The sequence below is a fragment of the Marivirga lumbricoides genome (assembly GCF_014636295.1).
Classification (GTDB): domain Bacteria; phylum Bacteroidota; class Bacteroidia; order Cytophagales; family Cyclobacteriaceae; genus Marivirga; species Marivirga lumbricoides.
The window spans coordinates 151,309-174,515 of sequence record NZ_BMEC01000007.1; the positions used below are offsets into that span (position 1 = coordinate 151,309).

At 36.2% G+C, this 23,207-nt stretch carries 25 protein-coding genes; 16 read left to right on the top strand and 9 right to left on the bottom strand.

What is annotated here, in order from left to right:
- Positions 1-109 precede the first annotated feature (109 nt).
- The 3 genes from IEV85_RS12035 to IEV85_RS12045 are packed head-to-tail and all read right to left on the bottom strand — an operon-like array spanning position 110 to position 2,967.
- Positions 110-523 (bottom strand): ATP-binding protein, encoded by a 414-nt coding sequence (locus tag IEV85_RS12035; RefSeq protein WP_188463620.1) that lies wholly within the window; start codon positions 521-523, stop codon positions 110-112.
- Positions 507-860, bottom strand: a complete 354-nt coding sequence (locus IEV85_RS12040; RefSeq protein ID WP_188463622.1) for an STAS domain-containing protein — start codon at positions 858-860, stop codon at positions 507-509. Before IEV85_RS12040 ends, IEV85_RS12035 begins: the two co-directional genes overlap by 17 nt.
- A 43-nt stretch (positions 861-903) precedes the next feature.
- Positions 904-2,967, bottom strand: coding sequence for a SpoIIE family protein phosphatase (locus tag IEV85_RS12045; RefSeq protein WP_188463624.1), 2,064 nt, complete (start codon positions 2,965-2,967; stop codon positions 904-906).
- Positions 2,968-3,253: 286 nt separating this feature from the next.
- On the opposite strand from IEV85_RS12045, the gene IEV85_RS12050 reads away from it, so the two are divergent.
- The gene (locus IEV85_RS12050) at positions 3,254-3,934 is read left to right on the top strand and encodes an SPOR domain-containing protein (protein ID WP_188463626.1); all 681 of its coding nucleotides are present in this window, start codon (positions 3,254-3,256) and stop codon (positions 3,932-3,934) included.
- Between the two features lie 28 nt (positions 3,935-3,962).
- Positions 3,963-4,757, top strand: coding sequence for an SDR family oxidoreductase (locus IEV85_RS12055; RefSeq protein WP_188463628.1), 795 nt, complete (start codon positions 3,963-3,965; stop codon positions 4,755-4,757).
- 83 nt (positions 4,758-4,840) lie between these two features.
- Here IEV85_RS12055 and metK read toward each other — a convergent pair whose 3' ends face one another.
- The 4 genes from metK to IEV85_RS12075 form a co-directional block, all read right to left on the bottom strand.
- Positions 4,841-6,094, bottom strand: a complete 1,254-nt coding sequence (gene metK / locus IEV85_RS12060) for a methionine adenosyltransferase (RefSeq protein ID WP_188463630.1) — start codon at positions 6,092-6,094, stop codon at positions 4,841-4,843.
- Between the two features lie 128 nt (positions 6,095-6,222).
- Complete coding sequence (locus tag IEV85_RS12065) at positions 6,223-6,933, bottom strand: SAM-dependent methyltransferase (RefSeq protein ID WP_188463632.1); 711 nt, start codon at positions 6,931-6,933, stop codon at positions 6,223-6,225.
- Positions 6,930-7,697 (bottom strand): alpha/beta fold hydrolase, encoded by a 768-nt coding sequence (locus IEV85_RS12070; RefSeq protein ID WP_188463634.1) that lies wholly within the window; start codon positions 7,695-7,697, stop codon positions 6,930-6,932. Before IEV85_RS12070 ends, IEV85_RS12065 begins: the two co-directional genes overlap by 4 nt.
- Positions 7,698-7,723: 26 nt before the next feature.
- Positions 7,724-8,440 (bottom strand): pyridoxine 5'-phosphate synthase, encoded by a 717-nt coding sequence (locus IEV85_RS12075; protein WP_188463636.1) that lies wholly within the window; start codon positions 8,438-8,440, stop codon positions 7,724-7,726.
- 56 nt (positions 8,441-8,496) lie between these two features.
- Here IEV85_RS12075 and IEV85_RS12080 point away from each other — a divergent pair, with 56 nt between their 5' ends.
- The 13 genes from IEV85_RS12080 to IEV85_RS12140 all read left to right on the top strand — a co-directional run bounded on the left by IEV85_RS12080 (position 8,497) and on the right by IEV85_RS12140 (position 20,085).
- Complete coding sequence (locus IEV85_RS12080) at positions 8,497-8,949, top strand: GatB/YqeY domain-containing protein (protein ID WP_188463638.1); 453 nt, start codon at positions 8,497-8,499, stop codon at positions 8,947-8,949.
- The gene (locus IEV85_RS12085) at positions 8,946-9,470 is read left to right on the top strand and encodes a CvpA family protein (RefSeq protein WP_188463640.1); all 525 of its coding nucleotides are present in this window, start codon (positions 8,946-8,948) and stop codon (positions 9,468-9,470) included. The genes IEV85_RS12080 and IEV85_RS12085 overlap by 4 nt, the downstream gene beginning before the upstream one ends.
- A 10-nt stretch (positions 9,471-9,480) precedes the next feature.
- Positions 9,481-10,077 carry an anthranilate synthase component II gene (locus IEV85_RS12090; RefSeq protein WP_188463642.1) on the top strand — a complete coding sequence of 199 codons (597 nt, stop codon included), beginning with the start codon at positions 9,481-9,483 and terminating at the stop codon, positions 10,075-10,077.
- Between the two features lie 212 nt (positions 10,078-10,289).
- Entirely contained in the window at positions 10,290-11,057 is a 768-nt protein-coding gene (locus tag IEV85_RS12095) for an alpha/beta fold hydrolase (RefSeq protein ID WP_188463644.1), read from the top strand.
- Positions 11,054-11,716, top strand: coding sequence for a CBS domain-containing protein (locus IEV85_RS12100; RefSeq protein ID WP_188463645.1), 663 nt, complete (start codon positions 11,054-11,056; stop codon positions 11,714-11,716). Before IEV85_RS12095 ends, IEV85_RS12100 begins: the two co-directional genes overlap by 4 nt.
- 6 nt (positions 11,717-11,722) lie before the next feature.
- Positions 11,723-12,598 carry an NAD kinase gene (locus IEV85_RS12105; protein WP_188463647.1) on the top strand — a complete coding sequence of 292 codons (876 nt, stop codon included), beginning with the start codon at positions 11,723-11,725 and terminating at the stop codon, positions 12,596-12,598.
- A 61-nt stretch (positions 12,599-12,659) separates the two neighbouring features.
- Positions 12,660-13,835: a DUF6089 family protein gene (locus IEV85_RS12110; RefSeq protein WP_188463649.1), complete on the top strand. Its 1,176-nt coding sequence runs from the start codon at positions 12,660-12,662 to the stop codon at positions 13,833-13,835.
- A gap of 3 nt (positions 13,836-13,838) precedes the next feature.
- On the top strand, positions 13,839-14,555 hold the full coding sequence (gene porG, locus IEV85_RS12115) for a type IX secretion system protein PorG (protein ID WP_188463651.1): 717 nt from the start codon (positions 13,839-13,841) through the stop codon (positions 14,553-14,555).
- Positions 14,556-14,636: 81 nt separating this feature from the next.
- On the top strand, positions 14,637-15,365 hold the full coding sequence (uppS, locus tag IEV85_RS12120) for an undecaprenyl pyrophosphate synthase (RefSeq protein WP_188463653.1): 729 nt from the start codon (positions 14,637-14,639) through the stop codon (positions 15,363-15,365).
- Positions 15,362-18,013: a BamA/OMP85 family outer membrane protein gene (locus tag IEV85_RS12125; protein ID WP_188463655.1), complete on the top strand. Its 2,652-nt coding sequence runs from the start codon at positions 15,362-15,364 to the stop codon at positions 18,011-18,013. Before uppS ends, IEV85_RS12125 begins: the two co-directional genes overlap by 4 nt.
- Before the next feature lie 6 nt (positions 18,014-18,019).
- Positions 18,020-18,562, top strand: coding sequence for an OmpH/Skp family outer membrane protein (locus IEV85_RS12130; protein ID WP_188463657.1), 543 nt, complete (start codon positions 18,020-18,022; stop codon positions 18,560-18,562).
- 15 nt (positions 18,563-18,577) lie between these two features.
- Entirely contained in the window at positions 18,578-19,102 is a 525-nt protein-coding gene (locus IEV85_RS12135; protein ID WP_188463659.1) for an OmpH/Skp family outer membrane protein, read from the top strand.
- A gap of 62 nt (positions 19,103-19,164) precedes the next feature.
- Positions 19,165-20,085: a S66 peptidase family protein gene (locus tag IEV85_RS12140; protein ID WP_188463661.1), complete on the top strand. Its 921-nt coding sequence runs from the start codon at positions 19,165-19,167 to the stop codon at positions 20,083-20,085.
- A 5-nt stretch (positions 20,086-20,090) separates the two neighbouring features.
- Here the strand turns inward: IEV85_RS12140 and chrA are convergent, their stop codons facing one another.
- Together chrA and IEV85_RS12150 are read right to left on the bottom strand one after the other, a co-directional pair.
- Positions 20,091-21,269, bottom strand: a complete 1,179-nt coding sequence (gene chrA / locus IEV85_RS12145; protein ID WP_188463663.1) for a chromate efflux transporter — start codon at positions 21,267-21,269, stop codon at positions 20,091-20,093.
- The gene (locus tag IEV85_RS12150) at positions 21,270-22,247 is read right to left on the bottom strand and encodes an isopenicillin N synthase family dioxygenase (RefSeq protein ID WP_188463665.1); all 978 of its coding nucleotides are present in this window, start codon (positions 22,245-22,247) and stop codon (positions 21,270-21,272) included.
- Between the two features lie 80 nt (positions 22,248-22,327).
- Between IEV85_RS12150 and IEV85_RS12155 the strand changes: the two genes are divergently transcribed.
- A complete protein-coding gene (locus tag IEV85_RS12155; RefSeq protein WP_188463667.1) occupies positions 22,328-23,164 on the top strand; it encodes a phosphopeptide-binding protein in 837 nt (278 codons plus the stop codon).
- Positions 23,165-23,207 lie beyond the last annotated feature (43 nt).

The window sequence follows — 23,207 nt, forward strand, 5'->3', positions numbered from 1 at the left end:
AATTTACAAATACTGATAATTAAATTATTTTAATAAAGTAAAGCTGGAGATTTGTGTCAATAAATAATGCAGGCTTTGTAATTGGGGATAGTAAGACGGGGCAGTCTACTTATTTAGAGAATTGCTTGTACAATATGCAGGTATTGCTTTGCTCTTTGGAAGAAAACTCTACTCTGTCCATTATTCTTTTTACTAAAAGTAAACCTATTCCACCTTTCTTTTTGGTTTCAACTACTTCCTGAATGGAAGGTTCCTTATAATCTTTAAAATTGAACTGCTTTCCTTTATCAGTAATTTTAAAAGTAACGCCATTTGTATCTACCCTTACCTGTAGGTTAATTTCTTCGGCAGGATTACAGGAATTTGAATGAATAATAAGGTTTGCACAAATTTCATCTACAGCTAGCACTAACTGATTAATGATAAGCTCATCATCAGTGTGCGGCTTTAACTTTTCTTCTACAAAATCCCGAATATCTTTAAGGCGCGTCTTTTCGCAATATACTTTAAGATTGAATTTCATATAACTTCTCCTTCGCTTCTTTTTTATCTGCTACAATATTGAGTAGCTGATCTAATCCTAGTATTTCAAACACATTTTGTACTTTTTTACTTAATCCAAATAATACCATTTTAATATTATTTGTTTTAAAATCATCAATATATGACATAAATACTCCCAAACCGGCAGAAGAAATATAATCTAACTGCGTTCCATCTATCATTATTAGCTTAACGGAAGATTCCTTCACCAGTTTTGTCAACGCTTCGTCCAGGTGAATACTGGAACTGGCATCAACATCTCCGGCCACAGTAATAATACTAATTTCATCTTCTTTTGTTATCTCAATATTTATCATACAAACTCTATTACGTGCTTATTATCAGTAGGTTGGTGGCATGTCAGAAAAAGCCGATGATTACAATTGTATAGTCGTCATCAAGACCTTCTGAGTCGATGAAACTATAAAGCGATTCAATAACCTTCTCCTTAATTTTTTCCGGGCTTTCGCTGCCATATGTGGATACAACATCACTTAAACGATCATAACCAAATTCTTCGCCTTCGGGATTTTTTGCTTCTACTATACCATCTGTGTAAAGAAAAAGTTTATCTCCCGGCTTGTAACTTATTTGGTTTACATCAATATACTTCTCGTAGTTATTACTTCTTACTATTCCTAAACCTAAGCCGCGATTATGGAAATAGTTCACGCTTTTGCCTTCATGATTGTAGAATAAAGCAGGGCAATGTCCTGCTCTGGAAAAGGTAACTGTTTTTTCCACTGAATCAATCATATAGTAAGCAGCTGTGATGAAAGAGGTTTTCTCAAGACAGAAACTGAGTGCGCTGTTTGCCTTTGTGAGAAAAGACTGAGGATCTAATTCCAGTTGAACCAAACTATGAAAAACTCCCTTCATTTGAGACATATTAAAAGCGGCAGAAGTTCCTTTGCCCGACACATCTCCTATTATAATAGCAGTTTTATTCTCGTTAACTCGAAAATAATCGTAGTAGTCGCCACCTACTTCATCTGCCGATTCATAAAAAGCGAACATCTCAAAATTATCATCATTGATGAGTTCCTGTGGCAGGAGGCTTTTTTGTACCCTCATGGCAATTTTCAGCTCTTCCTTATATCGTTCATTTTTTAAAGCCTCTGAAAGTAGTTCAAAATTCTCTATTGATATACATGCCTGGCTTACAAAAGAATTGATAATATCAATCATTTCTTTGTTAAAGCCATCTTCAACATCCTTCAGAAGCACCAGAAGCCCTATTTGCCTGTCTTGTATAACTAATGGTACTACTAATGTTGAGGGATAGTCAGGATCGTTGAGGTTAGCGGTAAGCTTGTTGGGGTTTAGGTTTTTTTGAAAGCTTTCCGATTGATGTTTATGTAAATAAGGAAAAATCTGACTCTCCTGAATACTCTTTTTTACCTGTTGTATTTTGGCGTCTGTAATATTTGACTTAAATATTCTTGTTTTTCTATCTTTCTCATAAATTTCTAACCATGCACTAAGGGAAAAAACTGCGTTGGTAGAGCTTTCTAGCAATACATTGTATACCTGGTCTTCATTGTCCCCTTTTTGAATAGACTGACTTAATCTTTGAAAGTTTAAGACTTCACTGATTTTTTGTTCAAAAACAGAAGAAGTGGGTAAATTGAATAAAATTACCAATATAGAGATTAATGCATATATAAAAATGAAGGCAGAAAGAGAAAGTACAAATACATTTGGCAATAGGTCCAGAATTAGGTTAAACTCTTCTGAGAAATTGAAAAGGTTGGTTAAAAAATAATAGAGATACAGTAGCACCAAGGCTAACAACAAGATGCTTCTCCATTTTTGCTTAAAATTAAGATAGGCTATCCATTTGAGGTTAAAGGAAAGTATAAGTCCAAAAAGGAAGAAAATGCCTAATAATCCTATAAATACCCAATCCTGAAATTCACTTTGAAAGAAATTGAAAAGCAGTGTGGCAAGTAGCCCGTACTCGAAAAACTGCCAAATAAGTAAAAGTCTTTTATTTTTCTGATAAAGAATCAGGCGCTTCCAAACCACAAAAGTTGAAGTGAGAAAAACGATAATTGCAGCAATATTGATGTGGTAAAAGAAGTTTACTGCTAAATCGTTCTGCAAAAGCTTGCTATCGCTTAATAAGTAGAAGAACAGGCCAATAGCAAGCTGAACCAATGAAACAATTAAACCTGTGGAAAACACATGCCATAGCAGATCAATAAAATTAATACTTTCTGCTTTTTGGATTCTTAAACGAAAATAAAAGAAAACGAAAATGATAAAAAGTAGCAGAAATAAATAAGGTATTTCCTGAGTTATTCCGGCATTTGCCTGATTTATTTGCGCAAAGAGTAGAAATAGGTCTGATACTATAAGTGCCAGCCAAAATAGAATGGCGAAAAGTAATGATAATCGTAAAAGTCCTTTTTCTGAAATCAATGTTTTAAAAGTAAGCTTTATCGAGGGCAAATTAACAGATTAATATTTTTTTGTGAAAATAGAACGACAAACATTATTTTCATGCATTTATCAGAATTTATTTTAAAATAAAATGAAATTCTTACACTTCTGGCTTTATCTACTCAAGAATGTCATAAATTTGGCAGCGCAAAGTAGCTATATTATTATGTAGATGTTGTTACAAAATTATAGCTTTAAATAATATAATCTTTTGCATAGCAATGGCTAATTAAAATGCTATGGTAATTTAAAAATCATTATTTGTATGAAAAAAAATATTATTCAATTTTTCATTTTTACTCTTTTACTAACTTCTTCGGCCTTTGCCCAGAAACAAAAAGGCATTGCTTCTTTTTATGCCGATAAATTTGATGGAAAATTGACAGCAAGTGGAGAAAAGTATGATCATAAAAAATTAACAGCAGCACATAAATTCCTGCCCTTTGGTACCTTAATAAAAGTGACCAACCTTTCCAATAATGAATCTGTAGAAGTAAGAGTGAACGATAGGGGCCCTTTTGTTGAAGGAAGGGTGGTTGATGTTTCCCGTTCAGCTGCTGAGAAGTTGAAATTTACAGCTCAAGGTCTTACCGAGGTAGAAATTGAGGTTGTAGATGCTGGAGATGGAAGGTCAGGGAGTAACCGTATTTTTCAAATAGATCAGACTGTAGACATAAAGAGCTATTTTGCACTGGATGTTAGACAGGAAGAGCCTAAAGGGTGGGGTGTGCAAGTTGGCAGCTTTCAAGGCTTCGACAATATGCTGCGTTTATCAGAGAACCTTCAGAAATCCTATAGGGAAGATATTATTATTGAAGTGAAAGATCTGCAGGATAAAAAGGCATATGCTATTATTTTAGGCCAATATAATAGCAGAAAAAAGGCTGATGATTTAAAGCTGAAAGTTATCGATCGCTTTCCAGGAGCTTTTATCGTGAAATTCTGATTTTAAGCAAATATTAAAGTACTAGCATATGACTCAAATTAGTGGAAAAGTAGCATGGATCACCGGGGCAAGTTCAGGAATTGGTGAAGCGCTGGCCTTGGAGCTATCTAAAAGAGGAGCAAAGCTGATTATTTCAGCCAGACGGAAGGAAGTTCTTGAAGAGGTGAAGGCTAGGTGTGAAAATTCTTCTGATGTATTCATTCTTCCATTAGACTTGTCTCAAATAAGTGATTTTGATAGCAAAGTAGAAGAAGTGGTCAACCATTTTGGTCAGATTGACATGCTTTTTAATAATGGAGGCATTAGCCAAAGAAGTATGGCGCTGGATACTCCTTTGGAAGTTGACAGAAAAATAATGGAGATTGACTATTTTGGTACTATAGCCTTAACAAAAGCTGTTTTGCCTCAAATGGTAAAGCAGAAATCAGGACATATAGCAGTTACTACCAGCCTGGTTGGGAAGTTTGGTTCACCATGGCGCTCTTCCTACGCGGCTGCAAAACATGCTCTCCATGGGTTCTTCGATTCTTTAAGAACAGAAGTTTTTGATCATGATATTAAGGTTACTCTGATATGTCCCGGCTTTATTAAAACGGATGTATCGGTAAATGCTTTAGGGGCTGATGGAAAGCCTACCGGTGAAATGGATAATGCACAGGCCAATGGAATGCCAGCCAGTATTTGTGCTCAAAAAATTATTCAGGCAGTGGAAAAGGAAAAGCTTGAGGTAGTAATAGGCGGTAAAGAGAAATATGGCATTCTTTTAAAACGTTTTCTGCCAAATTTATTTGCGAAAATTATAAGAAAGCAAAATGTAAGATAGAGCATTTAAATGACTTCTTTAACTGAAAAGGCCTCTCATTTCAAAAATGAGAGGCCTTTTCTGATTTTAAAAGACAGCTTAGGTTAAATGCCAAAGGCTGACTTAACTTTATCAACATAGTCAAGTTTTTCCCAGGTAAACAACTCAACTTCCGTTGTTATTTTATCCCCATTGCTGGCGTTGAAAGTTTTGGTTACCATTTTAGGTTCTCTTCCCATATGTCCATAAGCTGCGGATTCGCTATATATCGGATTACGGAGTTTTAATCTTTTTTCAATAGCATATGGTCTCATATCGAAAATTTCTTCAATTTTAGAAGCTATTTCTCCATCAGAAAGATTCACATTCGCGGATCCGTAAGTGTTTACATAAATACCCATTGGCTCAACCACACCAATAGCGTAGGATACCTGTACAAGAATTTCATCAGCCACACCAGCAGCTACCAAATTTTTAGCAATATGCCTTGTGGCATAAGCAGCTGATCTATCCACTTTGGAAGGATCCTTGCCAGAGAATGCACCACCACCATGGGCTCCCTTTCCTCCGTAAGTATCAACAATAATTTTTCTTCCTGTAAGTCCGGCATCTCCGTGTGGGCCACCAATCACAAACTTTCCGGTCGGATTAATGTGGTATTTTATATCATCGGTGAAGAGATTTTGTAACTCGGGTTTTAATTGTGCTTTAACTCTTGGAATAAGAATATTAATGATATCACTTTTAATTTTGCTCAACATAGCATCATCTGCATCAAATTCATCATGTTGAGTGGAAACAACTATAGCAACAATTCGCTGAGGCACATTGTCATCAGAGTATTCAATTGTTACTTGCGACTTTGCATCTGGGCGTAAATAAGTAATGTCTTTATTTTCTCTTCTTAAAAGCGCCAGTTCCATTAGGATTTTGTGGCTTAAGTCTAAAGCCAGCGGCATGTAATTTTCTGTTTCTTTAGTTGCGTATCCAAACATCATTCCCTGGTCACCTGCACCTTGCTCCTCCGGATTTGCTTTATCTACCCCTTGGTTAATATCCTGAGACTGCTCATGAATAGTAGATATAACCCCACATGAGTTACCATCAAACATATACTCGCCTTTGGTGTAGCCAATTCTATTAATCACTTCACGTGCAACCATCTGCACATCTACATATGAGCTGCTTCTCACTTCCCCGCTTAATACAGTTAATCCCGTTGTCACCAATGTTTCACAAGCAACTTTGGATTTTGCATCAAAAGCTAGAAAATTATCTAAAAGAGCATCTGAAATCTGATCGGCAACTTTGTCCGGATGTCCTTCAGAAACGGACTCCGAGGTAAATAAATATGACATGTATCTTATATTTTTTCAGTCCGCAAATTTAGCAGACTATTTAGATTTATTTAAATACTATACTGATTATTATACAACATTGATTTATAGCATCATAAAGGTAATAAAACTGCTGTATACCTTCTCTTTTAATTAGAGCCAATTAGAAAAATACACGGCTGTTTATGCAGGTCAGGTTTTTTCTTTTTCCAATTATTGATGGTGTCGGTAACTATCATCTCATTACTGCCAGTAATATCTCTGGCAATACAAAGTTTAAGGTTTCCCGAACAGGTTTTTAGAAGGTCTTCCATTAATTGATTATTCCTGTATGGAGTTTCCATAAATATTTGTGTTTGACCTAGTTTGGAAGCCAGGCTTTCCAACTGTTTTATGCTTTGGATTTTTTCGCTTTTATCAATGGGCAAATAACCACTAAATGTAAATGACTGTCCGCTTAGGCCTGAAGCCATTAGTGCTAAGAAAATAGAGGAAGGTCCTACATAAGGTATCACCTGTATTCCATTCCGGTGGGCATATTCTACAGCCTGAGCTCCAGGGTCAGCTATGCCCGGGCATCCTGCTTCTGACATAATTCCAATAGATTCTCCCTTGAGTAGGGGAGCCATAAGTGAGTCAATCTCTGTTGCAGGAGTTTTTTTACTTAGTTCTTTAAACTCCAGCTCTTCAATAGTTCTGTCAATTCTCATGGCACTTAAGCAGCGTCTTGCTGTTCTGATATTTTCTGCCAAATAATAACTAATTCCATTACATAGCGCTTTAAGGTCAGGAGGTAGCACTTTTTCTTCAGTGCCAGGAGCAATTACTGTGGGAATCAGGTAGAGGGTTCCTTTTTTCATTTTTTACTTAAAAAGCCTAAAACTATCTCTAGAAATTCTTCAGGCTTTTCGGCATGAATCCAGTGGCCTGCCCCCTCAATCATTTTTACACTGGCATTTGGGAAGAAGTTAATTATAGTAATATTATCTTCTTTTCTTATGTAATCCGAATCAGCTCCTCCAATAAAAAGAACATCTTTTTCTGTGGCAAGCTTTTTCTCTAACCCCTGCCCTATAGTTTCAATAGAAGCTTCAATAACAGGAAGATTTATTTTCCATGTGAAATTTTTATCATCATCCCGGGTGAGGTTTTTGAGTAAAAATTGGCGCACTCCTTTTTCCGGTACATATTCCGCCAAAGCTTTATCGGCATCATTTCTGGACTTTAATTCTGATAAATTAATACTCTTTAAACCCTTTAATATGGTGGCGTGGTGTACAGGGTAAGCTTTTGGAGCTATATCAACTATAATCAGTTGATCGAACATGTCTGGATTTTCAACAGCAAATTGCATTGCAGTTTTCCCTCCCATTGAATGCCCCATAATATGAGGGTTTTGAATTTTCTCTGTCTCAATAAACTCTTTAAGGTCAGCAGCCATCACCTCGTAATTGTGTGTATCTGAGTGTGGGGAGTCCCCATGGTTGCGCTGGTCAATTAAATATACTTTAAAGGTGTCAGCCAGCTTTCTACCAATGGTCATCCAATTATCTGAAGAGCCGAAAAGACCATGAAGGATGATAAGCGGTTTCCCTTCTCCCAATTCCTGGTAATGTAATTTCATGTTATTAAATATTCTAAAAATGATTATTACTGTTTCAGTTGTCGTAAATAAAGCTGAATAGTATTCTCTAAGCCAAAATACAAAGCATCTGATATTAATGCATGACCTATCGAAACCTCTTCCATTTCAGGAATTTGTTCGTATAGATATTTCAAGTTTTCTAAGCTTAGGTCATGGCCTGCATTTATACCTAAATTTTGTTTTAAGGCTATTTCCGCTGCATTTACAAAAGGAACAACAGCCTCTTTTTTATTCTTAGCGTAATTAGTGGCATAAGGTTCTGTATAGAGCTCTATTCTGTCAGTTCCTGTATCTGCGGCAGCTTCAATTAAATGAGTTTCAGTCCCGATGAAAATAGAAGTTCTGATGCCGGCTTCTTTTAGATCCGCAATTACTTCTTTTAAAAATGACTTTTGTTTGATAGTATCCCATCCAGCATTGGAAGTAAGTACGTGAGGAGGGTCCGGTACTAAGGTGGCTTGTGCAGGTTTAATTTCCTTCACTAAATCCATAAACCTTTGATCCGGATATCCTTCAATGTTAAACTCAGTGGTTACTACCTGCTTTAAGTCGTAAACATCCTGAGTGGTTATATGCCTTTCATCCGGCCTGGGGTGGATAGTAATTCCTTGAGCACCAAATCTTTCACAATCTTTTGCCACTTGTACTACATTAGGGTTATTTCCTCCGCGTGCGTTACGCAAAGTAGCTATCTTATTGATATTGACGCTAAGTCTTGTCATAATTTTAGTTTTATATGATAACTTTGCGTGCAAGTTAATGATTTTAAAAATTTACTATGAGCTTAAAAGAACAAATTGATTCAGATATTAAAGAGGCAATGAAAGCTAAAAATAAAGAGGAGCTTACGGCATTACGCTCTATCAAATCTCTTATTTTATTAGCTGAAACGGAAAAAGGAAGTAAGGAAAGTATCTCTGAAGATACTGAAATGAAATTGTTAATGAGGGCTGCCAAGCAAAGAAAAGAATCTGCAGAGACTTATCAGGCTAATAATAGGCCTGAGTTGGCTGAAGCTGAATTAGTAGAGTTGAGAGTAATAGAGCGCTATCTGCCCAAACAAATGTCCGATGAGGAATTAAAGACCAAAATTGAGGAAATTGTAAAGAAAGTAGGTGCAACAGGTCCTTCAGATATGGGTAAAGTAATGGGAGTTGCTACCAAAGAATTAGCAGGAAAAGCAGATGGGAAAGCTATTTCTACTACAGTTAAAAATGTGCTGAATTCTTGAGAACACTTGATATCCTGCTTCTGATCCCTTTATTATTTGGAGCCTACTTAGGTTTCAGAAAAGGACTTTTACTTGAAATTGTCTCTTTAGTAGCTTTCTTTCTGGCTATAATTGGAGCATTCAAATTGCTTGATTTTGGTATAGATATTTTGAAACCATATTTTGCAAAGTGGGATCAGGCACTGCCAATTTTTTCATTTATTTTACTGTTTATAATTATTTTGTTGGTTGTGAACCTGATTGGTAAAGTGGTGAAAAAAATTCTGGACCTCACATTATTGGGTGGTTTGGATAACTTTGCCGGAGCAGTTTTAGGCTTGTTTAAGTGGGCATTCGGAGTAAGCCTTGTATTGTGGTTAGCGGAATCTATTGATATTAGTGTTCCTGCTGAAATGGCTGAAGGAACCTATATTTACCCTACAGTAGCTTCATTTGCTCCTTATGTGTTAGATTTATTCTCAGCTTATTTACCTTTTATCGGTGAAGTTTTTGATAGTTTGAAATCAAAATTTTTGTTCTGATTGCCAGCGGATGATTCTATTGGTTGATAATTTTGATTCCTTTACTTACAACCTGGTCGATTACTTCGAACAGTTGGGAGAACAGTGCTACATAGTAAGGAATGATATTTCGCCTGTAGATTTACCTGATTTAAAATTTACTAAATTGGTTTTATCACCCGGGCCCGGTGTCCCTGAGAAAGCTGGTTTTTTATTAGACTATTTAGAGCACTTTAAAAATAGATTGCCTATTTTGGGTATCTGCCTTGGACATCAGGCCATTGCGCAATATTTTGGAGCAAAAATAGAAAAGGCTATTAAGCCAATGCATGGTAAACTATCATCTATAAAGAAAACAAATGAAGATCCAATTTTTAAGGGATTGCCAATTGTTTGGAATGTGGTAAGATATCATTCATTGGTGGTGAAAAACTTAGAAAAAACAAAGTTAATGAGTTTGGCTGTGACTTTAGATGATGAACTCATGGTTCTAAAACATAAATGGTTGGAAATCTATGGAATACAGTATCATCCTGAAGCCGCACTTACTGAGTGTGGGATAGAAATATTAAAAAATTGGCTCATCAATGTTAGAAATCAGGAGTTGGCAATACCTATAAAATTGTAGGTTTATCAACTATTTTAATATATTTAAGCATCTGTTTAGGATTTTTTAGCGCTTTAGGCACTTTTATTGTGGCAATAAATAAGCTTTACAAGCAAAAAATCTACAGGTATAATTAAAACGTAATTATAGTAGTGAAGAGTAGCGGATTTAAACTACTGTTTACTTAAGGCAGTTATTAGTTGTCTGGTACTGCCAGTAAAATGATTAAGAAAATGAAAATTCATAAAGAAGGAGATTATAGTTTTATTGACGAGGGAGAAGGTGAACCATTAGTTTTATTGCACGGTTTATTTGGAGCTTTGAGTAACTGGGAAGGGGTGGTAAATAGATTTTCTGTTAACTACAGAGTATTAATACCTTTACTTCCAATTTATGACATGCCTATTAAGCAGGCAGGTCTTGGGGCTTTAACAGATTTTGTGGAAGGTTTTGTGAAGATGAAAAATCTCAGCAACATGACGCTAATAGGTAACTCATTAGGAGGTCATGTAGCGCTTATTTATACTTTACGTCATCAGGACCAGATTAAACGCCTTGTTTTAACAGGCAGTAGTGGATTGTTTGAGAATACAATGGGAGGTTCTTTTCCGAAGAGAGGAAGTTATGAGTACATCAAAGAAAGAGTAGCTTATACTTTTTATGATCCTAAAACCGCTACTAAAGAGTTGGTAGATGAAGTATTTGAAACTACCAAGAGTATTCCTAAGTGTATGCGAATAGTAGCCATTGCCAAATCTGCTCAAAGGCACAACATGGCAGAGGAGATCACGAAAATAAAAGTACCTACTCTTTTAGTCTGGGGACTTAACGATACAATTACCCCACCTATGGTGGCACATGAATTTGATAAACTTATTCCGAATACTACGTTGAAGTTTATAGATCAGTGCGGACATGCTCCCATGATGGAAAAATCAGAAGAGTTTAATAGCATCCTGGAAGAATATTTGGAAAATAAAGAAGTACTAACAAGCGAATGACTGTAGAATTAATAAACGAAATGATTCCACCTCTTAAGGTAACTGATGATGCTGCTAAAGCATTAGTGTGGATGGAAGAACTTCGGCTACATGTTTTGCCTGTGGTAACTGATCGTAAATTTCTGGGTTTTCTCACAGAAGATATGATCATTGAAGATAATGATGTATATAAGAAAGTTGGTGATTTTCAACTGAAAGGTGAAAAATGCTTTATTCAGGTTCATCAACATATTTATGATGGCGTAAAACAAGCTACAGATCATCATTTTGATTGCGTGGTGGTAGTGGATGAAAACTTTGACTATAAGGGCGTAATTATTTTGTCCGATGCTTTGTCGGTTTTTTCTCAATCAGCAACAATTCAAAGTCCGGGAGGAGTAATCGTTTTGGCAATTAACCAAATAGATTATTCCTTAAGTGAAGTGGCACGACTGGTAGAATCTAATAATGCCCGGGTATTAGGCTCAAGCATGAACATTGATAAAAATGATCCTACCAAATTCAGGCTTACATTAAAAATTAATAAAGTTGATCTTACCCACATTATTGCCACTTTGGAAAGATTTGATTACAAAGTTGTGGCTAAGTACCAGGAAGCCGGAGCGATAACTAACGAAAAGGAGAGATTTGATATTTTGATGCGGTACCTTGAGACTTAATAGCTTATGAGGATAGCTTTACATGGAAATGTTTTTAATGAGGAAGTTAAGCCCTGCATCCAGCAAGTAATAGGTTTTTTGCAAGCCAATGGCATAGAGATTATAATTTCCAAAAAATTTTCTGATAAATACGTTCAATCATTTTCCCAGCCTGGAAACTTTGAGATTTTCAGAAGAATTACACCCTCACACAAGGTAGATTATGTCATTAGTTTGGGTGGAGATGGTACCTTGTTGGAGACCGTATCTTTAGTAGGCAAAACAGAAACGCCCATATTAGGTATAAATACCGGGCGTTTAGGGTTTTTGGCCACCACTCCTAAAGACCTCATTGACCAATCATTAAAAGATCTGCTACAAAAGAATTATAAGTTGGATTGCCGAACATTAATTAAGCTTGAAACAAACGCAGATATTTTTAAACAAGCCAGGTTTGCACTGAATGAAATGGCTATACTTAAAACAGACTCTTCATCAATGATTACTGTTCATACGTATGTAGATGGGGAGTATCTCAATTCCTATTGGGCGGATGGTTTAATTGTTTCTACCCCAACTGGCTCAACAGGTTATTCTTTAAGCTGTGGGGGGCCAATTGTTTTACCGCATTCTAACAATTTTGTAATCACCCCAGTAAGTGCTCATAATTTAAATGTAAGACCTCTGATCGTATCTGACTTAAGTGAAATTTCCTTTAAAGTAGAGGCGCGCAGCAACAAATTTTTGATTTCCCTCGACTCAAAATCAGAGTCTGTCGATTCTTATGTGAAATTAACAGTAAGAAAAGAGGATTTTCAGGCAAAACTTATTACGTTTAACCACCTCAATTATTTTGACACACTCAGGCAAAAATTAAATTGGGGATTGGATTTAAGAAATTGATTGTCATTTATTTAAAATAATTGTCTTATTTTTGAGGCTCGAATTGTTTGATTCCATTACCATGAGAAAATTTTATCTTTTAGTTGTATTTTTGCTAGCTGTTTTAACCATACTTCCTGATAATGTAGAAGCACAAAGAAGAAGAAGAGGGGGCAGTAAAAAAATTGGATCTTTTGCAGGAACTAAAAGGTTGGTTAATCCTGCTATTTCCTATTATGGGTTTGGTGGCGGTGTAAATGCGCTTAATTATTTTGGGGATATAGCACCAACATCAGGAATATTAAGTACTGATATTTCTTTTACTCGCCCCGGGGTGAATCTTTTTGTAAAGCAAAAATTTGGTGACAGGTATCATTGGAGAGCCAATTTTATGTGGGGCAGGTTGCAAGCGAGCGATACTGAAGTTGTCGGTACAGATAATTTCACCACTGAAAATGCCAATAGATATTTAAGAAATCTTAATTTCAGAAATGATATTTTTGAGCTATCTGCAACAACTCAAATTGATTTATTCAGTCATAGTGGCAGGTATACATCCAGGGCTCCTATGAACTTATATGCGTTTGGAGGCATTGGTATTTTGTATCATAATCCGAAAGCTCAGGTGCCTGAATTTTATTATGGTGGAGAGCATATGGACGCTCCAGGTGAGAAGGTAGCCCTTGAAAATGCCGGGCAGTGGGTTAGCTTAAGAGAGTTAGGAACTGAAGGGCAGAACTTTGATAAAGCTCAGTATAAAGAATTATATGGTAAAGATTTACCTAAGCCATACAGCAGAATACAAATTGTAATCCCCGTAGGATTAGGAGCAAGATATAAACTTAGTAGTAACTTTGATATCGCATTGGAAATTAGCTACAGACATACATTTACGGACTATCTAGATGATGTAGGTGGTGAATATGTAGACTTAGGAGGATTTGTAGACTCTGAAGGTAATCCAGATTATACTGCTATGGCCATGTCTGACATGTCAAACCAGTTTACTCAAGAAGAATTTAACCGAATTCAGGAATTTACTTATAGTGATAATATAACTAATAATACTTCCCTCTTAGATCCTGACCTTACCTGGAGAAGAGCTGCCGGATACGGTAACGCAGCAGGGTTTGGGAATAATGATACAAGAAGCAACATAAGAGGAAACAATAGTGATAATGATATTTTTATTGTAACAAATATTCAATTGACATACATTTTAGGACGTTCATTCGTTAGAGGAGCTAAATTTAGATAATTTATGATCCGACAGACTTTCACAGAAGGGAAGCTTTGTTGCTTTCCTTTTTTAGTTTTTATATTATGCATCTTAAGCTTCAACAGTTTTAGCCAGTCTAAAGAGATAGGTGGGGGTATAGCAAGTTTTAATTATACAGGGGATCTTATTCGTCAATATGATATTACTAATCAATCGCTGGGTGCTCAGATTTATTATGTAAAGAATTATCAAAGAGGATGGAGTGGAAAACTTGCACTGGCAGCAGGCAATATAAAGGGAAGCGATAAAAACCCTATTGATCCTTTGGCTGAGGCTAGATCAGCCTCCTTTAAAGAGTTTTTAACCGAAATTTCTGCTCAGGTAAATTATGATTTTCTGGACTTCAGATCAGATAAAGCACTCGTAAAATTCAGTCCTTATGTAAGTGTAGGAGCTGGATTTATGTTAATTAACAGAGCTGATAAAAATGCAGAGTATAGCGATATTCAATTAATGATTCCCTTTGGTGGAGGTGTTAAATATAGAATTAATCCATTTTGGACAATTAACTTTGAGTTTTCTGCAAGGAAGCTATTTTATGACTACATAGATAATATCTCGGAGGAACAGGTTACAGATAAGAGAAATTCTGAATTCCAATTCGGAAACTGGGAGGATAATGATTGGTATTATTTCACGGGTCTCTCTATAAGTTATACTTTTTGGAATGTACATTGCCCTGTTCCTCTTGCAAAATAATAAGATAACAAGTGTGCCAGTGGTTTATTAATAAGAATCAATTTTGTACCTTGCGACCTTATTTCCCAGCCTTTTTATTACATGGAGAAAGAATTAGATAAAAGCAATTTACCAGAACACATAGCCGTTATAATGGACGGCAACGGAAGATGGGCAAAAAAGCAAGGTGCTGCCAGGGTTTTCGGACATAAAAATGCAATAAAAGCAGTGCGGGATGCTGTGGAAGGATCAGCAGAATTAGGGATAAAGCACCTGAGTTTGTATGCTTTTTCAACTGAAAATTGGGCAAGACCAAAAATGGAAGTCGATGCTCTTATGCAATTGCTGGTAAGTACTATTAAAAATGAGATGAAAACATTGCAGGATAATAATGTAAGACTTACTGCAATAGGCGATATTGACAAATTACCTGCTAAATGTTTTAAAGAGTTGAAATATGCTATTGAAAATACGGCTTCTAATGATGGGCTGAATTTAATACTTGCTTTGAATTATAGCGGTAAATGGGACATACTGCAGGCAGTTCAAAAAGTAGCTCAATATGCAAAGGAGAAAAATATTGAGCCGGAAAATATTGACCACTCTTTATTTGAGTCTTATCTTTCTACCGCTAAAGTACCTGACCCCGAGTTGCTTATAAGAACAAGCGGTGAGTTCAGAATTAGTAATTTTATGTTGTGGCAAATGGCCTATACAGAAATTTATATCACAGAAATCTTATGGCCTGATTTCAGAAAGGAACATTTGATAGAAGCATTAAAAAATTATCAGAAACGCGAAAGAAGGTTCGGAAAAGTACTAAGTGAATGAAGAATATATTTACGATAATCTTATTAATATTTGCAAGCACAACATTATCTGCCCAAATCAACAAATCCCTGGATTACAATAATCCGAGGAAATATGAAGTAGTTGAAATCCAAACCAAAGGACTGGAGTATCTTGACTCCAACGCTGTTGTTTCAATAACAGGAATTAGGGTGGGGGACAGAATTGATATTCCCGGTGATGATATTTCATTTGCTATTAAAAAATTATGGAGACAGGGTCTTTTTGCGGATGTTACCATTCTTTATGAAATAGTAGATGAAGGAAAAATAAAATTAATCCTTGACCTTTTGGAACGCCCTCGATTAACCCAGTATACATTTAGGGGAGTTAAAAAGTCAAAACAAACAGAGTTATCTGATGAACTTACCTTAGTGAAAGGTAGAATTCTCACTGATGCTTCCATAAAAAATGCAGAATTAAATATTGAGAGATTTTATAAAGGGAAAGGTTTCTTAAATGTTGAAGTTAGTTCCAGGCAAAGACCTGATACATTAATAGGAAATGGCGTGGAGCTCATATTTGATGTTGATAAGAAGAACAAGGTAAAGATTCAGGAGATTTACTTTGTAGGTAATAAAGAATTTGGTGATAGGAGGCTGAAATCAAGAATGAAGGAGACAAGTGAGAAATTAAAATTTACACTATTTTCTGATATTTTTAGCCGTGCGCTTCATTCAAAGCCAAAAAATTACTTCCAGTTCTTTTTTAAGCAAGATTCAGTTTCCCCCAACAGATTACTGGATTACCTAGGAGAGCATGTAAATGTGAATTTCTTTAAATCCTCCAAATTAGTTAAGTCTGACTATGAGGCTGATAAGGAAGCTATCATTGCTTTCTATAATTCAAAAGGATTTAGAGATGCTGAGATTACCTATGACAGTATTTTTACTGAAAAAGGAGGCTTGGCTATTGAAATAGGTATCTACGAAGGGAAAAAGTATTATTTCAGAGACCTTAATTGGGAAGGTAATTTTACTTATTCCGATAAAGTGCTTAGTACTATTTTGAGTATTGAGAGCGGAGATGTTTATAACCTTGAAAAAATTAATAGAAAATTGCAGTATGATCCTACCGGAAATGATATCAGCTCCCTTTATATGGATAACGGATATTTGTTCTTCAACGTAACTCCGGTTGAGGTAAGGGTTGAAAATGATTCTATTGATGTGGAGCTCAGAATTTCAGAAGGTCCACAGGCAACTATTAATCAGGTAAATATTTCAGGAAATACCAGAACGAACGATCATGTGATTATCCGTGAACTGCAAACTATTCCGGGGGAAAAGTTTAGTAGAAGAGATCTTATTGAAACACAAAGACGTTTATCTCAATTAGGTTACTTCAATCCTGAAACTGTAAATCCTGTTCCAGTACCTAACCCGGCTGATGGAACAGTGGATATTAATTGGGAATTAGAAGAGGTTTCTAACGATCAAATTCAACTATCCGGTGGCTGGGGTGGCCAGATAGGTTTTGTGGGTAGTTTGGGAATCACTTTCAACAACTTTTCTTTGCAGAACTTTATGGATTTCGGCAACTGGGATCCTTTACCAGTTGGTGATGGTCAAATTCTTTCTTTGTCTTTTCAGGCAAATGGAAGACAATTCCAAAGTTACAATGCTTCGTTCACTGAGCCTTGGTTAGGAGGTAAAAAGCCGAATGCTTTAACTGTTGGGGGGAGCTATTCTTACAGAGCAAATATTAATTTCAGAAATCCAAGAGCAGATGCTACAGGCTCATTTACTATTGCAAGGGGATTTGTTAGCCTTTCAAGAAGATTAAAGTGGCCGGATAACTTCTTTACTTTGGCTAATAGTATAGAATATTCAAAATATACTATTAATAACTTTGCGGGTCTTCAATTAGGTTGTACAGATTGTGAAGCAAATAATATTCTTTTCAAAACAACTTTGGCCAGAAATAGTGTAGATAATCCTATTTTCCCAAGATCTGGCTCTAATATCAGCTTAAGCTTGTCACTAACCCCTCCTTACAGTCTATTGAACAATAAGGACTATGACAGAATATCTTTTGATGAGTCAATCAATTTCATTGAATACCACAAGTGGATGTTTGATGCTTCTTTCTTCAATAAAATAGTAGGGGATTTGGTTATTAATACAAGGGCTAACTTCGGTTTGATTGGAAGTTATCAAAAAGGAGTTGGTGTAGGTCCTTTTGAACGATTTACATTAGGTGGTTCAGGTTTAGGAGGTCAAAACTTCCTGCTGGGCTCTGAAATAATAGGTTTAAGAGGGTATGAAGATAACTCTCTAAGACCAACTGAATTTGTAACCAGTTTTGAAGGAGGGGAAACAGATGTGAGGACCCTTACAGGTGGAACGATTTACAATAAGTTTGTAATGGAACTACGCTATCCAATATCTTTGAACCCTTCTGCTACAATTTATGTATTAGGATTTGGAGAAGCTGGTAACACATGGACTAACTTTAAGGACTATAATCCTTACGATCTGAAGAGGTCTGCAGGAGTAGGAGCCAGAATATTTATGCCTGCATTTGGTACTATTGGTATTGATTGGGGTTACGGGTTTGACCCGGCTCCTGGAACAAATGTAGCAAGCGGAGGACAAATTCACTTTACAATCGGAAATCAGATTAGATAAATTGGTATGAGATTTGTTAATATTGGTATAAGCATTGTATTTTTGGTGCTGTGTTTTCAGAATGTGAAAGCACAAAAGATTGGATACATTGATTCAAAGTTTGTTTTGAGTAAAATGCCAGAGTATAAAGAAGCTCAGCAGGAAATTGAAGCTTTATCAACGGCATGGCAAAATGAAATTCAAGGAATGAGGAAAGAAATTGAATCTATGTATTCCGAACTAAAAGCGGAGGAAGTGCTTCTTACAAAGGAATTAAAAGATGAGCGTTTAGCCGAAATCGAGAAAAAAGAACTGGAGGTAAAAGAGTATCAAAAAAAGGTTTTTGGATTTGATGGCTTGTTTTTCCTTAAGAAGAAAGAATTAATTAAGCCGGTTCAGGATAAAGTATTTGAGGCTGCTGAAATAGTTGCTAAGAAGGAAAGACTACAAATTGTGTTTGATAAATCCGGTGAATTAATAATGATTTATACGGATCCTATTCATGATTATACTGATTTAGTATTAGAAGAACTGGGTTTAATAGATGACAATGATTTAAATAAAAATTAAAAATTGAGAAAAACGATGAAAAAGGTTTTAGTATTAATGTTAGCATTCGGGTTATTCTTTAATGCTTATGCGCAGAACACAAAAATAGGTTTTACGAACGCAGATTATGTGTTGAGCTTGATGCCTGAGACTAAAGAAGTAGAATCTCAAATAGCAGCATATGAAAAGCAATTCACTAATTCTATACAACAAAAATATCAGGATTTTCAAACTAAAGTTGCTGAATATCAGCAAAATGCGCCTACTATGACGGAGCAGGTAAGAGCACAAAAGGAACAGGAGTTACAAGCTGAAAACCAAAGTTTGCAAAAGTTTCAGCAAGATGCTGAGCAATCTATTGTAAAGAAGCAGCAGGAGTTGTACCAGCCATTATATGGAAAAATTCAAACAGCAATTGATAAAGTGGCTGCTGAGAATGGTTACACTCATATTTTAAGAGCAGAAGCTTTACTCTTTATTTCAGATGAGAAAAAAGGTGATATTTCTGATATGGTATTGAGAAAATTAGGAGTAGAGCCACCAGCAAAAACTGAAGAGTAAAATTTTAGAAATTTATTAAATAATAGTGATATTAGCCCTGAACAAAATTCAGGGCTTTTTTTATGATTCAACTTCCCACTTTTCTGAAAGCAGGAGATTTAATTCTTGTCGTTAGTCCCTCTGGTGTAGTAAATGAAGCAGCAGTACAGGAAGGGATTTTCTTATTGCGGAAGGCTGGTTTTAAAGTTGAATTGGCATCTAATGTTTTTACCAAGCATTACAAGTTTGCAGGTACGGAAATTCAACGCTTATATGATTTGCAATATGCTATGGATCACTCAGAGGCAAAAGCTATCTTTTGTGCCCGGGGTGGTTTTGGTATTACCCATATTATTGATCAACTGAATTGGGAAAAGTTTCAGCAGAATGCTAAATGGATTATTGGTTTTAGTGATATTACTGCTTTGCTTCATGCTGCGTATATTCAAGGTTTTGCCAGCATTCATGCCAGTGTGGTACAGGGTCTTTCCAAATTGAACAGTGCAAATAAGGAAGCAGTCATCAAAACGTTAAAGGGGGATTTCTCAATTCTAACTGCATTAAGTAAATTTAATAAAGTAGGAGAGGCTCAAGGGGATTTGATTGGTGGAAATTTGTCTCTTCTCGTGCACCAATTAGGGTCTGCTACTGAAATTGATTATAAGGATAGAATTCTTTTTGTTGAGGAGGTAGCTGAACCACTATATCATGTAGACCGCATGTTGGTGCAATTGAAACGTGCAGGAAAGCTCCAGTACTTAAGAGGGCTGGTAGTAGGTCAATTTACGAATACGAGTGAGAGTAAAGAATTGTATGGTGAGTGTGTTGAAGAAATTATTCTAAGGCATTGCTCTGACTATAACTTCCCAGTGGGTTTTAATTTCCCCTTTGGCCATGGTGATGAAAATGTACCATTAATGCATGGTGGGAATGTACAGTTGACTGTTGCCATGGGTAAATCATCACTTTTATTCTCAAATACAAATGATCATTTATCTACCTAAACACCCTATTTGAATATAAATCCGGCTAGCAAACCAGCTATTACTATGTAAGGAGCTGGTATTTTTGTGAAAATTAATATACAAATAGTGCCGATAATAATTGAGAAGTTTAGTGCGGTATTTTCTACAGGCTCAAACAATAGAATAACTGCAGCTACTACCATTCCGGAACTCACAGCAGTAATTCCTTCCAAAGAAGCTTTAATGATTCTATACTTTTTTAGTTCATCCCAGAAACGTACCAGGAAGAATATCATTAAGGTGCCCGGTACAAATATACCTACTGCTGCCAAAAATCCACCCAATATCTCTCCCCATGTGCCATATTCTCTCATTGAGAGTGCGCCAATATATGAAGCGAATGAAAAGGTTGGCCCCGGAATGGCTTGAGCAATTGCAAAACCACTTAAGAATTCTTCTGAACTTAAATAGTCTTTAAAATCCACAAACTCAGTGTAGAGAAATGGCACCAATACCTGCCCTCCTCCAAATATCAGACTCCCGTTTCTATAAAAGTTCTCTAAAAGCCTGATCGGTAGTGAATATGTAATTGTACCGATGATAGCGATAAGAACAAGTACTCCTATCCAAATAATTAAAGCTGTCCACCGAACATTCATTTTATTTTTTTGCTGAATGGGTTGTCTTTTATATTTGAAGGTAGTTGCTAAACCTCCACAGAGAATCAGTATAGGGAATAAGTAAGGTGAACTTGTAAAAACAGTAATCACTGCAGATATCACCAATAAAATGAAGCTGCTTTTTGTATGGATAACTTTTAGGCAAATTCTGTAAGCAGCTACCCCCACAAATCCAACTGCAATTGGCTGGATAAAACGAGTAAACTCAGTAGAAAGCTCCTTTGACTGTATATTAGACATGAGGATGGCAAAAGCCGTCATCAGAGCCACTCCGGGGATGGCCCATACAAATAATGTCAGGAAAGCAAAAGGAGCTCCTCCAATTTTATAAGCTAATCCACAAAGAATCTGCGTAGAGGAAGGTCCTGGTAAAATTTGACACAGGGCATTCATCTCTATTAGTTCTTCCTCGGTTAAATACCCTCTTTTTTTGACGAGGTAATCTAAAAAAAGAGCAAAAGTTGCTGTTACTCCTCCAAAAGCAGTGACAGATATGATAAATATATCTTTAAGAAAAATATAATATCGGATGCTCCGAACCACTTATTTTTTCTTCAATAAGCCTATCTCTGCCAAACGTTCTTGCAGGAATTCTCCGGCAGTCATGTCTTTATAATGTTTAGGGTTTTCATCATCAACACAACTATCCAGACATGTTAAATCCATTTGAGAAATAGGGTGCATGAAAAATGGAATACTAAACCTTGAGTTTTTCATCTGCTCTTTTGGAGGGTTAACCACTCTATGAATAGTAGATTTCAGCTTGTCATTGGTCAATCGAGCTAACATATCGCCCACATTAACTACTAACTGGTTTGGTAAAGCAGTAATAGGTATCCATTCACCATCTCTTCTTAATACTTGTAAACCATCTGCGCTTGCTCCCATTAAAAGAGTGATCAGGTTGATGTCGCCATGTTGAGCGGCACGTACAGCTCCATCGGGTAAAGCATCAGGGTTTTCTATTGGAGGATAGTGAATTGCGCGTAAAATGCTGTTACCATATTCTACCTTTTTATCGAAGAAATCTTCCGGTAGTTCAAGATAGAGAGCAATAGCTCTGAGCATTTCCACACCTGTTTTTTCTAATTTTTGGTATACCTCCTTAGCTACTTCTGCCATTTCAGGTATTTCCGCAGGCCATAGATTGTCAGGATATTCTGGTTTCATAGGATGCTCTTCAGGTACAAACTGACCAATCTGGTAAAATTCTTTTAAATCTGGTACGCTGTGGCCTTTAGCTTGCTCTCTTCCCGTGCTGGTATATCCTCTTTGTCCGGCCAACTCAGGGTTTTCATATTGCTTTTTTTGCTCTGTAGAAAGTTTAAAAAATCGCTCTACAATCTGGTATAGCTTCTGGCTGAGCTCATCGCTTAAGTAGTGACCTTTTATTGCGACAAAACCGATAGTATTATATGCATTTCCTAAATCGTTCACAAATTGCTTTTTATCTGCTGCTGAACCTGTTGTGAAGTTTCTTAGGTCCAGGGATGGTATTTCGTTATATAACTTATTGCTCATGATGTTTATAAGTAAGTTGATTGTGTAACATATTACGGCTACCTTTAGTATACTAAATTTAAAACAAAAATAACAAAACCATGAAACAAGCCACATTAAGATTAGGCATATTATTGTTAATTGCTGGGATTTTTGCCTGTAATACAGGTAAGAAGGAAGAAAATAATACAGAAGATGTTGAAACAGCCACTGAAGCTCCTTCAGATGAAACCTCAGGAGATATTTCACTAACGCCCGTGGAGTCTCCTGCATTTGAGGATGCGATGCTGGAAATGACCGCGCCAAAGGAAAATGAAGGAAACATTAATGCAGGAGAAGTGAGTTTCTCTTATAATGTTAAGAATTATGAGTTAGGTGCGCAAACAAGCGATGCGTCTGGTAAGAACCTTGCTAATTCAGATAAAGGGCAACATATTCACTTAATTTTGAACAATAACCCTTATTCTGCACATTATGAACCTAATTTTACTAAAGACTTGGAAGAAGGCCATTATGTAGCACTTTCTTTTTTATCGCGTTCTTACCATGAAAGTGTGAAAAGTTATGGAGCTAGTAATGTGAGACAATTCACTGTAGGAAGAGAAACTCAGGATAATGAAAGAATAGATCTTTCAGCTCCTCATATGTTTTATAGCAGGCCAAAAGGATCTTATGCAGGAAAGGATGCAGAAAGAATACTGCTGGATTTTTATTTATTAAACACTGATTTAAGCGCTGAAGGAAATAAAGTAAGAGCTACTATCAATGGTCAGGAATTCATGATTGACAAATGGCAGCCATATGTTATTGAAGGTCATAAAATAGAAGATATGACAGTTAAACTAGAGCTTTTGGATGCGAATGGAGAGTTAATTCCGAGTCCCTATAATCCTGTGGAGAGAACCATTACTCTGGAAGAAGGAAATCCTTCAATGTGATTTTACGATGAGAAACATGTTAAGAAAAAAGGGGCGAAAGCCC